Source organism: Thermosynechococcus sp. QS41 (assembly GCF_031583515.1).
Lineage (GTDB): Bacteria > Cyanobacteriota > Cyanobacteriia > Thermosynechococcales > Thermosynechococcaceae > Thermosynechococcus.
The window spans coordinates 2,474,551-2,489,847 of the sequence record NZ_CP134181.1 but is presented as its reverse complement, the minus strand read 5'-3'; the positions used below and the strand labels follow the sequence as shown (position 1 = coordinate 2,489,847).

Below are 15,297 nucleotides of genomic sequence, written 5' to 3'. Positions count from 1 at the left end.
AGCGGCAATGACGGCGCTGGCGATCGCTTGGATTTTGTTGCCCTTTGTGGCGGGTTTAACGCTTTACTTATTGCCCTCCTTAGCGCGGGGTCTGCCGCTGGCGATCGCCCTTGTTTCCCTCTGTGTCGGCTTAGGCATCACCATTAACCAAGTCAACACTGCGTTTGTCCTACTCGATAGCTTTGGCATTTCCCTGAGCATTGACCCCCTCAGTGGCTACTTTATTGTCACCAATGCCCTCGTCATTTTGGCAGCACTGTTACATACGTGGCAGGAGGGTTATAAAGCGTTCTTCTATGTGCTGCTGTGTCTGCTCCACGGCTGTGCCAACACCGTCTTTATTTCAGCGGATTTCCTCAGTCTCTACGTCAATATTGAGGTGCTGGGGATTGTTGTCTTTTTGTTGATTGCCTATCCCCGTAGCGATCGCCCCCTCTGGATTGGCCTACGCTACCTGATGGTGAGCAACGTGGCCATGCTCTTTTATCTAATGGGGGTGGCGCTCGTCTATCAGACAAACCATACCTTTGCCTTTAGTGCCCTGATGCAGGCACCGCCAGAGGCTGTGGCGCTAATTTTGATGGCATTGTTGGCCAAGGGCGCCATTTTCATTAGTGGGCTTTGGTTGCCCCAAACTAACGTCGTTGCTGCTCCCATTGTTGCTGCTCTCCTGGCCGGCATTGTCGAAAATGCTGGGGTGTTTAGCCTTGCTCGCGTCAGTCTGCTCCATAGCAACATTGCCGATATTGTGCAGCTGTTTGCCCTCGCCTCGATCTTTTTTGGCTCAATATTTGCCTTGGTGGCCGATGATGTACGACGGATGCTCAGCTTTAGTACCCTTGGCCACCTGGGATGGGTGATCATTGCCCCACCGGCAGCGGGTTTGTATGCTCTAATGCACGGCTTAGCCAAGGCCAGTCTTTTTTTGAGTGTGGGGGAACTGTGCCACTATCGTCTTAGTGAATTGCGCCAAGAGGGTCTGCCGCGCCCAGTGGCGATCGCCCTGATTATTGCCGGTTATGGTATTGTCGGTGTGCCCTTCCTTGCTGGATTCCCCGCTAAGGCCTTGACCCTGAGTTACCTTGACCCGTGGCAGCAGGGACTGCTCTATGGTGCTGGCTTTTTGACCGCCACAATTTACAGCAAATTCCTCTTTTTGCCCCGCTATCCTAGCAAGACCCCTATGGGCTATAGTGCCGCCACAATGGTGCTCTTGGGTGGGCTATTTCTGGCCAATGCCGGCTACATGGAAGCCTACAGTAGTGGCATGAGTTTGTTACGCGCCTTTTTGCCGCCCTTGGTGGGGTGTGGCCTAGTGGCCTTGGGGGTCTCCCGCTGGGAATCCGCTTGGCGAGGGGCTTGGGAGCGCCTAGAGCATCTTCTAGGGGTGATGCTGTTACTCTTACTTGGCTTGGTGGGGTTAGCGCTATGAATTATTTGAACTTTGCCCTGCGCCTGACGATTTGGCTGCTGCTGACGGCGGACTTTGGCTTGGTCAATCTGGCGATTGGGATTTTGGTTTCGCTCCTGCTGCCCCAAGGGCGAGGGGGGGTGGCAACACTGCGGCAGTGGCTGAGTACCCTAGGAAAAGTGGCGATGGCTGTTCCCCGTGCCTACCTTGAGACAATTGAAATGATGGTGCGTCCCCATCGCCATGAGGCGATCGTCCGTGAACCCGTTGATCCTACCCGTGCCCCCGGTCTGATTTTTCTGGATATTTTTACGATTACCTTCACCCCCAAGACGATCGTGCTGCACTACGACGAGGAGGGCTGGTTTGAAGTGCATCAACTAGTGGAGCGCAGACCCGAAAAATGACCGCCTTTTTAGTCATCATGCTGTTGATTCTGGGCATTCCCCTCTATGCTGCTTGGAAGGGGGAGCACATCTGGTCGAAGATGTTGGCCTTTGCCAGTATTGCCACAAAGGCAGCCATTATGATCTTGCTGGTGTCGGTGCAGCGGGATGATTGGATGATTGGCATTGTGGGGGTGATCATCCTTAGTGTGGGCAATGGTGCCCTGATGCTCTTGGCGCAGATTCTGCGGCGACTACGGGATGTCGCCAATCTTTAGGGAGGGGGTCAGTGATTTTACAGTGGATCAGTTATGCCTGTATTAGTTTTGGTCTCTTTCTTTGGCTGTGGGGAACATGGCCGCTGGTGGGTCGGCGATCGCCCCTCTATAAACTGCATTTTTTGTCAGTCTCCGATACCTTAGGTTCGATGGCGATCATGATCGGGGTGTTACTGCGCATTCCCCGCGAATGGCCGCTTCTGGTCTTGGCGTTGATCTCCCTCGCCCTCTGGAACACCATTCTGGGCTACGTTTTGGCCTACTGCTCCCAAGGGGAGGACACTGATGGATAGCTGGCTCATTGCTGTCACTGCACTCTTGCCTCTAACAGCTCTGATGCTGGTGTTTCAGGAGAATCCCTACCACGCCCTTGTCATTCGTGGCATTATTGGTGCGGTGGCGGCCCTGCTCTATGCCATTCTCGGCGCTGCCGATGTGGCGCTGACCGAAGCCCTTGTGGGAACAATGCTCTCAATTATGCTCTACGCCGTTGCAGTACGCTCTTCCTTGGTGCTGCGATTGGGCATCTTAGCTTCGGCACTCTCCAGCGATAGCTTGGATCACTTACTGGCAGCCATTCGTGAAGCCGTTGCTCCCTATCATTTGCGTGTTGAATTAATCATTTATCCCACCTTTGAGCAACTTAAAATAGCGCTCCGCGATCGCGAGATTCATGCCCTATGTGCTGAAGAAACCACTCAATTATTAACGATGACCCGTGTAGCACGCCTTTACACCATCCTCAAGCCCCAGCTCACCAATCTCACAGAACTCGTGTATTACCCCTTGCCCAGTGAAAAGGAGTCAGCGACATGATTTGGCTCTATGGCATTGCGGCAGTGCTGCTGCTAGTGAAAATGCTGATGATCCCCACCCTACCTGCGGTACCAACGCTTCCCATTGTCGAAACCCTTGTTAACCAGAGTGGCATTCCCAATGCCGTTACGGCTGTGATTTTGCGCAATCGCCTGTACGATACCATTTTTGAAGTGGTGGTATTCACTCTTGCCATCATGGGGGCACAGTATCTACTCAGCAATGAAAAACCCCTTGGCCACGTTAGCCGCTTTAATGATCAGCCCTCGATTGTTTTGGCAAGATTTGGCGCCACCATTTGCTCCCTTGTGTGTATTGAGTTGGCCTTGCGGGGGCACCTGAGTCCAGGGGGTGGATTTGCGGCTGGCGTTGCTGGCGGGACGGCGATCGGACTTGTGGCCATTACCTCAGCTCCAGAATGGCTAGAGAGCATCTATCGTCGCTTCCATGCCGCCACATGGGAAAAAATCTCCGTGATTGTTTTCATTCTCTGCGGTGCCAGCCTGTTGATGGGGGTGGCCTTGCCGGCGGGTCAGTTTGGCACGCTCCTCAGTGGTGGCTGGATTCCTTGGCTGAATATCCTCATTGCCCTGAAAGTGGCTTTGGGGTCGTGGGCGGCAGTGCTGACATTTATTCGCTATCGCGGCCTGCTTTAATCCATGCTCCCGTGATATATTCCCTAGCCCATGCGCCGCGACTCCCTCTTTTACCAACTGTTTGCTCAACTGCCTCAGACGCTCTTTGAGCTGCTCGGAATTGACTATCCTAGGGGCTACCGCTTTGACTCCGTTGAACTCAAGCAAACCGCCTTCCGCATTGACGGTGTCTTTGTCCCCCCTGATCCCTCAGGAGTGGTCTATTTTTGTGAAGTCCAGTTTCAAAGAGATAATACCTTCTACGAACGCTTCTTTGCTGAAATCTTTCTCTATTTGCGTCTGTATCGCCAGACCTTCTCTGATGGGCAAGCCGTGGTCATTTATCCCAATCGATTACTTGCGCAGCGGAGTCAGACAGAAACAGACCTGAAGCAGCAAGCCATAATAGAGTTAACATAATAGAGTTAATCATAACAACTGTCCTGTACAAGTTCACCACACTAAGTCGCGAGGAGGTGCTGCGGATGCTGGGGTTTACGACTGAAGAGCTGAAGCGGACGCGGTTTTATCAGGACTGACCTTGGGGAAGTGTCTGATTGGCTTGATTTCTATGCTTAGCCCATGCCCCCTGACTCCTTTATGAGCTATAGCTCGGACTTACGAGAGCGGGTTGTCTCCTAATATCAAGCAAGGCGGCAAAATCAGTGAAGCGACTCAAAGCATCCCGATGACCGTTTAATCGACCGTGCCCAGCGATTTGGGGTACAAGTTTCCACCATTAGTTACACCCTCGACCAGATGGGCACCACCCGAAAAAAACAGATGCGCTAGCAAGAACGGTGTGATGAGGTGATTCGGAATTATTGGACTGGATAATATCTCATTCTTGATTAAAATGGCTATACTGGTGTTTGACGAGAGTGACAAAGTTGCGCAGTAGTTGCAGGCCGATCTTGCCCGACTTTTCGGGGTGAAATTGACAAGCAAAGACATTGGTGCGGGCGATCGCGGCTGTGACAGTTTGCTGACCATGACGGACGGTGGCGGCCACTAACTCTGGATCCTCAGGGGCGACAAAGTAGGAGTGAACAAAATACACCCAAGGGGTTGGCGGTAAATTCTGCCAGAGGGGACAGGTGGGTTGCGTCAAGGTCAGTTGGTTCCAGCCCATGTGGGGGATTGGGAGACCGGGTTCAGATTGAAAGCGTTTGACTTTTCCAGAAAAAATACCAAGGCCGGGTTCTCTGCCTTCTTCACTGCACTCAAACAAGACTTGCAGACCCAGACAAATCCCCAAAAAGGGCATCCCCTGCTGAATCACCCGCTGAATGACAGGCACCAGTTCCCGCTCGTGGAGATGGGTCATGGCGGGGTCAAAGGCACCGACACCGGGGAGAACCACGGCATCCGCAGCACAAATGTCACTGGCGCGATCGCTCACTAAGGGCGTTGCCCCCACCACATCAAGGGCTTTACTCACGGAATGCAGGTTGCCCATATCGTAGTCAATGATGGCGATCGCGGGTGTGCTCACAGAAAGCCTCTCCCAAAGGGTAACCCTACCTATTCTACAGGGGTACTCATCCCTGCTTGCCTTGCATCCCGAATAATGCGAATCCCGCCCCAAAGCACAAGGCTGGCGATGCCAAACCCCACAATCAAATCAGGATAAGGAGACTGAAAAACGGCCACTAGCGCCCCTGCTCCAATCACGCTGACATTGGCAATGACATCGTTTTGGGTAAAAATCCAGCTCGCCCGCATATGCACCTCCCCCCGCCGATGTTGGGCAATCAGATACAGACAGCAAGTATTGGCTACTAGCCCAAGGAGGGCGATCGCCATCATCCAATCTGCCTCTGGGGCACTACCGCTGACAAAGCGACGGATCACATCCAGCAAAATTAGGGCGGCTAGCGTTATTTGAAACAGGCCACTTAGACTTGCTGCACGGGTTTTCTGCTTGAGCGATCGCCCCACGGCATAGAGGGAGAGGCCATAGACGAGAGCATCGGCCAGCATATCAAGAGAATCAGCAATCAAGGCAGTGGACTGGGCAAGGACGCCAGTAATCACCTCCACAAAAAACATGAGCACGTTGATCAGCAGCACAATTCGCAGGGTTTTGCGCTCCGCCGCATTTCTTGCTTCGATGTGGCAACCACAATCGGACATGGGCTATTCCCAAACGTATCTAAATATCATGGCTGAAGTAGCTATAGGGTTGCCAGACCTCGAATAGCACAATTGTTTAGCTAGTCAATTGTTTAGCTAGTCAATGCAGATGTGACTTGCCGTACAACGGTCAGAGTTATTCTTTTAAATTAAACTGTCACAATTATTGACGCAAAGTGGCTTTAACTAGCAGCTACAGCTACTTAGGGTACTAACCGGTATTCGATAATACAATAATAACATTGGAATAACATTGGCACTTTGATTGACAAGCCGGTCTGATTGTCACTTGATATGTTAATTTTTGTTGCAAGATTCAATATTTCTGCCTCAAATCAGATCGTTTGACCATAGAATTTTTCTAGAACATCTTTTTCAAGCGTTAAGACTGTATGACTCAGTAACACCAAGCTCTATACTGGTCAACTTTTGGGGCTATGCAGAGGTAGACTATAATGTTGAACGTGTTGAACAAATGTTGTAGGGGTTTCTCGACCTAAATCAATCCGTGGCTACAGCTTAATTTATTCTGGTCAAGATTTACTAAAAGGTAGTCGATCAGGTCAGCCGTTTAGAGATTATTCAAATCCATCTTCTAAGGTTGCTCATTATCAATGCCTACATTTCTTAAGTAAAGAGTAAAGCAAGAAAAACATACCAATAGGAATGAAAGAAATATTGGTCTCATGGTTACCTACTCTGACTGGAATACTGCTCTCATCAACTACTTTACCCAAAATGTACCTTACGGCACAAAAATTTACCTGAGCCTAGATAGTGATAGCTTAGAAAAAATTGGCAGTTCTTTTTCCCAAAAGTGTGAACATGAATCTTGGGCTATAAGCTTCTGCAATGTTGTAAGAAGTCGAGTAGTCAAAGGTGAAAAAATAGACCTAAGCACTGTGTCTTATTCGGACAAATCGGGTTACCCTCTTGGAGTTGCATTTTTAGGGATTATGGTTTTAGCAGCCAATGAAATGGCGGATGATGAAGATAATAAGTTAGATGAGAAAAATTATTTTTCTAGGTTTCGCAAAATCCTGTGCCTTCCTGAGGATAGACAATCTAGACCAAAGGGGCTACAAATAAGGCCTAATGAAGATGCTCCTGAAATATATTTGTGGAAAGAATGGAATAGCTGGTTGTTTCAAAAAGGCTTTATCCCAACAGCTGAAGAGGGTTCTAGTAAACAAAGAAAATACATTAACTATCCAATATCCCAGTCATTGCTTCGTAATGCAGATAAGGATCGATTGAGAAGACTCTTTCATGAAAAACAATGGCAAACAAGATGGGATGAGCAAACATTATTTACGAAAGTGGCTAATGAATACTCAACATTTACCCAGCATCTCAAAAAGTTAATAGATGATCGTAGTCGCTATGAATCAGTAGCTCAGGTAATTCATGAAACCTACGAAGACTGGCTGGCGGAAGGATCACCAAACACCTTAACCGGTAGAACAAAGCGTAGAGAGTGGAGTCGCCAGTTGTACGCAGGGATATATCGCACTGAGGATTTTTTGGGAAATATTGAGTACTACCTGTATCCAAAGCAACAAAAAGGGCGATCGCTTGGTTCATTAACAGTAGAAGCCAATGGAGAACGATGGAATTTACGAGAAGACAGAGCGGGCTGGTATTTACCGATCGGACAACCTTTGTCGAGACAAGAAATATCTAACGGCGGAACATATCAGATAAATCCCAATGCCCAAGCTGAGAAGTTAATTTTACCCAAGCGAGACTTTTGGATTTTAGTGCCCGATCCAGATAACCCTGAATCAGGGGTATATGCTAGCTGGAGTAGTCCAAAATTGGGAGAGCAGTTTATTATCCTTTTCAGGGAATCACTATTTACAGATTTACAAAGATTGAGAGATGAAAACCTAATTCAATGGGAAGGCGATCGTGATACAAAATATCTAGTTTTTGGTGATAACTCAGATTGGTATGAAGTTTATCAGTGTCAAGTCCTTTCTAAAGCATGGGATGCAGTATTTATTCAATCAGCAGAATTGAAAAATGAACTACAACCGAAAACATCGCTATCTATTAGTTTTTCAGGAGGGTTAAGAGTACCCAAGAAGAATAATACATGGATCAGTGATCATCTCCCACAGGTAACAGTATTTGCATTTCATCCAACCGTTGCGGTAGAGATTACCAACATTACTACCAACGAAACGGTTTACTCTGATCAGTCTTTTTCAACTAATCAACGGCATTCAATTCCCAATTTGACTCAAGGTAGTTTTATAGTTAGTGCCACCTGTTCAGGGCAATCTGCTCAGGGACTAATAAAAGTTGTAACATGGGATGAAATTGATTTTACAAGTTTTAGTGCTTAATCAGCAAGGAGTTAATCATGACCCAATCCAGACAAGAGAAAACAAGTAGACAAAGATCAGTGAGATGGTATATGGGATTTAAGCAAAGTACAAAGAAATTAAAACCTAAACAGCTAATCAAAGTTATATCTAGGTCAGTTCAGTCTAGAAATCTTGTACCGTACATACCATTATTAAGAATCGAAAAAGAACCAAAAGGGGAATATTACTTTTTTATCGCGATTGAGAGCATAGAAATGGGGGATATCCCACCTGAAGTAGATAGTTTTATTAAAGGCTTAAAGGAACAATGTTTTAATTTTCCTGTTGGCAAGGAACGTAACCAATTTACTATTGACGATATTAAACCAATGGTTGGGGCAGCACATGATGTCCAAGATTACACAAATCCTATTCCATACCGATCCCAAAAAATTATTCGTGAGAGTCCTTTCGCCTTAGTTGATAGTACTAAAACTCAAAATCTCAGTGATGAGCAAATTAGGCAATTCTCAACTAAGCATGAACATCTGCTTTATTGGCTATCTACTTCAGGAAGCGGCACATGGGAATCCTTTAAGAAAACCTGTGAAATTCTTGATCTCCATGAGCCAAAGCGCATTTTAAGGCGGCTAAAACTACTGAATCATTTAACTACCTCTGATAATGGCTCTAAATGGCAAGTTAATCCGCCCTCTTTAGTACATGTGGGTACTGATTCTGAACCTAGCGATCAGACTTTTTTACTTCATGGTCAGCGTAGCCATTGCTTTTTACAGAGGCTTAGAGAATTTGGATCACTAAAGGAAAGACATCAGCCAAGAGGGGAAGCACCTCCCAGAATTAAGCTAATATTGCCCAGTCAAATTACGATTGAAATTCTAGCTCAAAAGATTGGATATTCTATTAATTTAGCTGAATCCTCAAGTATTCTCAGTCTTAATGATTGGCAGAATAGTTTGAATAGAATTGATGGTGTTCTCCCTTTTAATTTTGATCTGAAGAGATTTGATGGAGCAAACTTTATTGATTGTATTTTCCAAAATGAAACGGGATTTTATCAGTTTTGGACAAAAGACTCTAGACGGCTTAGATATAATTTTTTCTACAATCAAAATACACAATCATGGTTACAGGGTGATTGGTATGGATTAAGATTTTTGGCAATTCTATCGCTTGGGCAGAATGTTGAGTTTTACTACAATCGTCAAGAAAAAACTTTGGCAATTCCTAGGGCTCAAAGGTTGCCAGAGATTTATGAATCTCATTTAGTTATGGCATCTGGCATGTTACCTACCTACCGAGATGGCTTCTTGATTTACGATAGAATTAGTTCACGGCTAGCTAGAGAAATTTCAGAAGCTCTCAAGATTACACTAACGGAGCAGTAGTTATGCATGACTTACTTGGCACATACCAAAGACTTGATCGCATTTATCAACTTTACATCAAGAGTGCATTTCCCTTGCGGTATCCTGCCCTAGCCGAAGAACGGGATCACCGACTGCAATTTCTTCGTGATCCCCATAATCCTGTCCTGAGTATTCCACCATTAGTTGAGCCAGTACCAATTTATCCCTCATCAAGCATGAGCTTGTCTGAGGCCGCAAGAAATTTACCAAGAGAATATCAAGACTTAGACCAACTTGGACAAACTCTCTTTGATGATGGAATTCAGCTTTATCAGCATCAATGGCAAAGTTTACAAGAAGCGATCGTTAATCAAAGAGATATTGTGGTTATAACGGGGACAGGATCGGGTAAAACAGAGTGCTTTCTCTTGCCACTTTTAGCTGAGTTAGCCAAAGAATCTCAAAGCTGGACAGCACCTAATGCTAAACCTGCAAATCAACGCTGGTGGGATGAAACTGATAATCCTCGTGGTGATTGGGTTGCTCAAAGGAGCCATGAAACTCGTCCTGCGGCTGTACGCGCCTTGATTCTTTATCCCTTGAATGCTTTGGTAGAAGACCAATTACGCCGATTACGCAAAGTTTTAGATAGTCCTACTGTGCATGAATGGCTCGATCGTACTAGAGCAGGAAACCGCATTACCTTTGGACGCTACACAGGGCTTACCCCTGTACCTGGAACAAAAACTAGGCTAAACCCTAGAAATGAGCAGGTAACCAATTCAGTCAAGTTGAATGAATTAAGAACTATCATGCGAACTATGGAACAGGAATATCAAAATCTTCAAAATGGTATTGCAAGTGATCCATCAGTGCTTAATGACATGCCAGATTTACCCTTCTACTTTCCAAGATTAGATGGCGGTGAAATGCGATCGCGCTGGGATATGCAAGACCATCCCCCTGATATTTTGATCACCAACTATTCAATGCTGAATATCATGATGATGCGAAGTATCGAAAACAATATATTTGATGCTACAAAGAGATGGTTAGAAAGCAATTCAGAAAATAAATTCTACTTAATTATTGATGAGCTGCATGCCTATCGGGGTACACCGGGTACAGAAGTTGCCTACATCCTTCGCCTGTTATACCATCGCCTCGGTTTAACTGCTGATTCACCCCAACTGAGAATCTTAACGACCACAGCTAGTTTAGAAGCAGGACAAGAGGGAAATGACTTTCTGCGGCAGTTTTTTGGTCGGGGGGACTTTAGGTTTATTACTGGGGAGCAAACTCCGCCTAGAGAAGGAGCACGGTTAAATATCAATCAATATAGCGATGTTTTTGCTCAGTTTGCTCGCTCAGTTCAGCCCGATCCGTTTCGTCCCATGCAACCACCTGATCTTGAATCATCACTGCCATACATAACTACTTTGGCAGAAAATTTAGGAACTTCCAGTGGTGACTCTGACCCACGCAGACAACTGGGTGAAGCTCTAGAAAAAATAGAAGCGGCAGATGCTATCAGAGATGCTTGTAGAGCCGTCAATGGTAGTGTTCGTGCTACTGATGTAAGAGATTTAGATGATCAGCTTTTTCCGAATGCTAGAGAACCAGGACAGCTTACTTCTGATGCTATGCGAGGATTTTTAATGGCATTGGGAATGAGTACCTTAGCTAACGGTCGATCGCCCCAACCAGTGAGAGGTCATTTATTTTTCCGTAATTTGCAAAATCTTTGGGCTTGTACTAATCCCAATTGTACTGATCCAGCCGTTGATCGAGAGTTACGAAATAGTCAGCCAAAACCAAGTAGACCAACTATAGGAGCAATTCATGCCAACCATAGTTTATCTTGCTCCTGCGGTTCTCGTGTCTTAGATTTAATTGTTTGTGAAGTCTGTGGCGAAGTCCTAGTGGGCGGATACAAAGCTACAAGAAAGGTAGGAAATACTACTGTGGAAATTCTCACTCCTGATCAACCTGACTTGGAAGGAATTCCAGATGCAGTTATATTAAGTCAAAAGTATGGCAACTATCGCATTTTTTGGCCCCTACCTAATGATCGCAATCCTTGGGAAACTCAACCTCAAGATGAGCAATGGACTCACAATGGAATTAATTGTAAATGGACTAAAGCAAAACTAGATCATGTAACTGGAATGCTTGATCAGTCGAATACACCGCCAAGGAAAAATCAGGTACCAGGTTGGCTTTATCAAGTGATGGGTAGTCGCTCAGATGAAGCTTCCGCTTTTCCTAGTAAATGTCCTCGTTGTGATGCAGACTACGGCAAAGGAAAAATATTTCCAACTCCACTGCGTACCCATCGCACAGGTTTTCAGAAGGCTTGTCAGGTGATTGCAAGCGGCTTGTTGAGAGAAATGCCTGCTCCTTCCCCTCAAAGTATTCGGTCTTCCCGTAAATTGGTGATTTTTTCTGATAGTCGTCAAGATGCGGCAAAACTGGCGGCGGGGATGGAGCGAGATCACTATCGAGATATGGTGCGATTACTACTAATTCAATCTTTCAAAGATTATTGGACAGACTTCGTAGAATATCTAAAAAATTTCTACGCAGAAAACCCTTCCCTTAATTCTAGTTTAATCCAAAATGCCAATCCAGCTTTGTATGAGAAAATTATCACTGCTCCTGAGACATTTGATACCCATAAAGCAGATGAGTTTAGCAATAGATATTTAGAAATCGCAAGAGAAGCTGAACGATGGATGAGAAATCAACGTGCGCAAAATGAAAGTGCTAGAACTGAATGGCTAAGAATGCTCCGAGACTATCCAAATCGTGTGCCCCTCTTGGATTTAAGGCGCAAATTAAGAGACGCTTTATTGCAGTATGGAATTTGTCCAGGGGGGACTGATTTCAGTGCCCTAAACTACTCAGTAGGACAAGATAGTGGAAGAGAATGGCATTCTTGGTTTAAGTGCTATAACTGGGGCACATCAGTTGTTCCAATATCTCCTATTACTCCTGAACAGACTAATCATCTCGATCGCCTAGAAGCAAAATTAGCTGATGAGATGATGTACGCTATATTCATTCATGTAGCTAGGGTACTTGAGAATATTGGACAAGGGTGGGTTAGCTATTCACCTGTCGGGGATGTCTCTGATGTTTTGGTTCAAGTCGTGGATGCTGTCATTCGCCAATTAGGCACCCGCCGACTTCATAGGTACTCCAGTTATTTCCATGAAGGGACTAATCAAAAATTGCCCGGCTATTCTGAAAGATATTGCAACCGTATCGCTAATGTTTCTTCCGCTGATGTTCTACGACAGCTTGCTGACTCTAAGGCAGGTATAGCCAGTGGTAATTGTCTTGCTCTCAATCCAGACAGACTTTATCTTGTACCTCCTACGATATTGAATAGTGATGGCACTCGCCCTGGTTATCGCTGTCCCCAGTGTAATGCTTTTTATCTTCATCCTGCGGGTGGAATTTGTCCTGAATGCAATACTTCCAAAAATGAAAATGCGCCAATAGTAAGGCTTGAACCTAGCCAAAGCAGATCGGATTTTGATTACTACACTTATCTTTCGGAGCAGTCGGGGAATCCTTTTCGCATGAATGCGGCAGAACTCACAGGACAAACGGATAAGGATGAGCGACCAAAACGCCAGCGCTGGTTTCAAGATGTATTCATCAGTCAAGAAATTCCCAAGGTTCAAGGCATTGATCTTTTAAGCGTAACGACCACAATGGAGGCTGGTGTTGATATTGGAGCATTACTGGCGGTGATGATGTCTAATATGCCCCCCCGCAGATTCAACTATCAGCAACGGGTAGGACGGGCGGGACGGCGTAGTGCAGGAGTTTCTCTAGCGGTTACTTTCTGTAGGGGTAGAAGTCATGACGATTTTTATTTTCAGCGTCCAAAGAGCATCACGGGTGATCCCCCTCCCCCACCCTATGTGGATATGCGTAGTGAGGAGATTTTTAGGCGAGTGTTGATCAAGGAAGTTTTACGACAGTCATTTAAAGAAAAAGGGATTAGTAGCTCTTTGGAGCTAACTGATAGCGTGCATGGTGAGTTTGGCAAAGTTGACGATTGGCATAAATACAAACCTCAAATTATTGCTTGGTTGCAGGATAATTCTAATGAGTCAAAAATTCTATCTATTTTAAAGGCATTAAAAGTCCAAGTTGATTTAAGCACAGAAGACTCTCAATTTCTGACTTATCTTCGTAATGACCTTATTCCTGAAATTGATCGTATTGTGGCAGATGCTACCTACACTCAAAATAATTTGAGCGAGCGATTAGCAAATGCAGGATACTTGCCTATGTTTGGCTTTCCCACTAGGGTAAGGCTTCTCTACACCAAATGGTCAAATAAAGAAACCATCGATCGTGATTTGGATATAGCGATTGGTCAGTTTGCGCCTGGTTCTCAGACTGTAAGAGATAGAGCAGTGCATACCGCCTGTGGAGTTGTGGAATTAGTACCTCAAAACAATGGTAACTACGTTGATGTTAAGCCTGGTTTTTCGCCCCCTTTACCTGAGCCTAACCAAGCACTGGGGTTATGCAGTAATTGTCAAGCCGTAGTTTATCCCTATCAACCTGATCAATCTATTACTGGCAGTAAAATAGATCAACTTTTTGAATGCCCTGTGTGCCATCAACAAAGTTTACGATCTTTGGATGCTAGAGAACCAAAAGGTTTTTTTACGAATTTGAAACCAGAGGATTATGATGGGCAGTTTGAGTGGCAACCTCGTTCTACACGTCCCACTGTTAGTATCAATTCTCCTGCTGGTAATCCAATCTTAGTTTTGAACGCTAATGTTTCTTCTGTAAGCGATCGCATTATTTCAATCAATGACAATGGCGGGAGGGGAGGGTTCGATTTTCAAAATGCCTCAGTATTCGGTAACCCCAAATCAGGAGCTTATGTAGTTGCCGATGCCATTGAAGGGAGCGATCGTGTTACTGGTTCAGGACAGAAATATAGAATTGCACTCCTTGCACGCCGCAAAAGTGATATTCTCTTGGTAAGCATTGCCCGGTGGAGTGAGGGGGTATTTGCTGATCCAATGACGGTAGAAGGGAGAGCGGCATGGTATTCCTTCGCTTTTTGGCTCAGGATTGCCGCCTCTGCTTATTTAGATGTCGATCCGCTGGAATTGCAAGCAGGATTTCGTACATTAGCTCAAGATGGCAAAGTTGTAGGCCAAGCGTTTCTCTGTGACAGTTTGGAGAATGGTGCAGGCTACTGCAATTTTTTAGCCAATCCTCATCAATTTGAGAAAGTCATGGCTCAATCAGACCCTAATAATTCTCTGTCAATAGCCTACCGTTGGCTGAATTCTCAAGGTCACGGCAAAAACTGTGATACTTCTTGTAATGACTGTTTGCGGGATTATCGAAATCTTGCCTATCATGGTCTCCTAGACTGGCGATTGGCTTTGGATATGGCTCGATTGGTCAGAGACTCATCCGTTACTATAGACTTAGCCTCTAATTGGGGGAATGTCCCTAATCCTTGGCAAAGTTTAGTAACTGGTGCAATTTCTACAACTTTTCAACACCTTGGTTATGGCAGTCCTACTCAGTTTGCTAATCTAACTGGTTTTGTGAAAAATCAGAGAAACAACAGTGTGATTCGAATTATCCGCCATCCCTTGTGGAACGATCGGCATCCTGAATGGATAGAAGCTGTGGCAGATGCTAGAACACGATACCCTAACTATCAGATTGAACATGCTAATCCTTTGATTGCCCTCCGACGACCCGGAGATTATGTTTAGATGAGCACTGGTAAATTCATTTGATTTGATGAGAGATCAGGCAATAAAATCGGCTTTACAATATAACTTAAATCATTCCCAGCCAAATTTCCCGACGCTAAGTTCTCTGACTCGGAATATTGACTTAGACTATTTCAGTTGTTGCCACTCTATCTCTGATAGGTCTAAGGTAAGCATTG

At 45.4% G+C, this 15,297-nt stretch carries 13 protein-coding genes; 11 read left to right on the top strand and 2 right to left on the bottom strand.

Translation table 11 applies throughout. The features are described from left to right. The first annotated feature begins 7 nt into the window (after window positions 1–7). From RHJ80_RS12195 to RHJ80_RS13225, 8 genes are all read left to right on the top strand, one after another. Window positions 8–1,432, top strand: coding sequence for a cation:proton antiporter (locus RHJ80_RS12195; protein WP_206200392.1), 1,425 nt, complete (start codon window positions 8–10; stop codon window positions 1,430–1,432). Beyond that, entirely contained in the window at window positions 1,429–1,818 is a 390-nt protein-coding gene (locus RHJ80_RS12190) for a Na+/H+ antiporter subunit E (RefSeq protein ID WP_310801102.1), read from the top strand. The genes RHJ80_RS12195 and RHJ80_RS12190 overlap by 4 nt, the downstream gene beginning before the upstream one ends. Then, on the top strand, window positions 1,815–2,075 hold the full coding sequence (locus tag RHJ80_RS12185) for a hypothetical protein (RefSeq protein ID WP_181495024.1): 261 nt from the start codon (window positions 1,815–1,817) through the stop codon (window positions 2,073–2,075). Before RHJ80_RS12190 ends, RHJ80_RS12185 begins: the two co-directional genes overlap by 4 nt. Before the next feature lie 14 nt (window positions 2,076–2,089). Then, window positions 2,090–2,368: a monovalent cation/H(+) antiporter subunit G gene (locus tag RHJ80_RS12180; RefSeq protein ID WP_181496944.1), complete on the top strand. Its 279-nt coding sequence runs from the start codon at window positions 2,090–2,092 to the stop codon at window positions 2,366–2,368. Beyond that, entirely contained in the window at window positions 2,361–2,891 is a 531-nt protein-coding gene (locus tag RHJ80_RS12175) for a DUF4040 domain-containing protein (RefSeq protein ID WP_206200390.1), read from the top strand. Before RHJ80_RS12180 ends, RHJ80_RS12175 begins: the two co-directional genes overlap by 8 nt. Further along, window positions 2,888–3,547: a Na(+)/H(+) antiporter subunit B gene (locus RHJ80_RS12170; protein WP_149819856.1), complete on the top strand. Its 660-nt coding sequence runs from the start codon at window positions 2,888–2,890 to the stop codon at window positions 3,545–3,547. The genes RHJ80_RS12175 and RHJ80_RS12170 overlap by 4 nt, the downstream gene beginning before the upstream one ends. A 30-nt stretch (window positions 3,548–3,577) precedes the next feature. Continuing rightward, window positions 3,578–3,946, top strand: coding sequence for a DUF2887 domain-containing protein (locus tag RHJ80_RS12165; protein WP_310801101.1), 369 nt, complete (start codon window positions 3,578–3,580; stop codon window positions 3,944–3,946). 279 nt (window positions 3,947–4,225) lie between these two features. Next, the gene (locus tag RHJ80_RS13225; protein ID WP_206201705.1) at window positions 4,226–4,318 is read left to right on the top strand and encodes an IS630 transposase-related protein; all 93 of its coding nucleotides are present in this window, start codon (window positions 4,226–4,228) and stop codon (window positions 4,316–4,318) included. A gap of 49 nt (window positions 4,319–4,367) precedes the next feature. Here RHJ80_RS13225 and hisH read toward each other — a convergent pair whose 3' ends face one another. Together hisH and RHJ80_RS12155 are read right to left on the bottom strand one after the other, a co-directional pair. Then, a complete protein-coding gene (hisH, locus tag RHJ80_RS12160) occupies window positions 4,368–4,985 on the bottom strand; it encodes an imidazole glycerol phosphate synthase subunit HisH (protein ID WP_399384610.1) in 618 nt (205 codons plus the stop codon). A gap of 65 nt (window positions 4,986–5,050) precedes the next feature. Then, window positions 5,051–5,662, bottom strand: coding sequence for a cation diffusion facilitator family transporter (locus RHJ80_RS12155; protein ID WP_310438607.1), 612 nt, complete (start codon window positions 5,660–5,662; stop codon window positions 5,051–5,053). Window positions 5,663–6,348: 686 nt separating this feature from the next. Between RHJ80_RS12155 and RHJ80_RS12150 the strand changes: the two genes are divergently transcribed. The 3 genes from RHJ80_RS12150 to RHJ80_RS12140 are packed head-to-tail and all read left to right on the top strand — an operon-like array spanning window position 6,349 to window position 15,118. Further along, window positions 6,349–8,013 (top strand): hypothetical protein, encoded by a 1,665-nt coding sequence (locus RHJ80_RS12150; RefSeq protein WP_310743857.1) that lies wholly within the window; start codon window positions 6,349–6,351, stop codon window positions 8,011–8,013. A gap of 17 nt (window positions 8,014–8,030) precedes the next feature. Continuing rightward, the gene (locus RHJ80_RS12145) at window positions 8,031–9,383 is read left to right on the top strand and encodes a hypothetical protein (protein ID WP_310801099.1); all 1,353 of its coding nucleotides are present in this window, start codon (window positions 8,031–8,033) and stop codon (window positions 9,381–9,383) included. 2 nt (window positions 9,384–9,385) lie between these two features. Further along, window positions 9,386–15,118 carry a DEAD/DEAH box helicase gene (locus tag RHJ80_RS12140; RefSeq protein ID WP_310801098.1) on the top strand — a complete coding sequence of 1,911 codons (5,733 nt, stop codon included), beginning with the start codon at window positions 9,386–9,388 and terminating at the stop codon, window positions 15,116–15,118. Window positions 15,119–15,297: the final 179 nt, after the last annotated feature.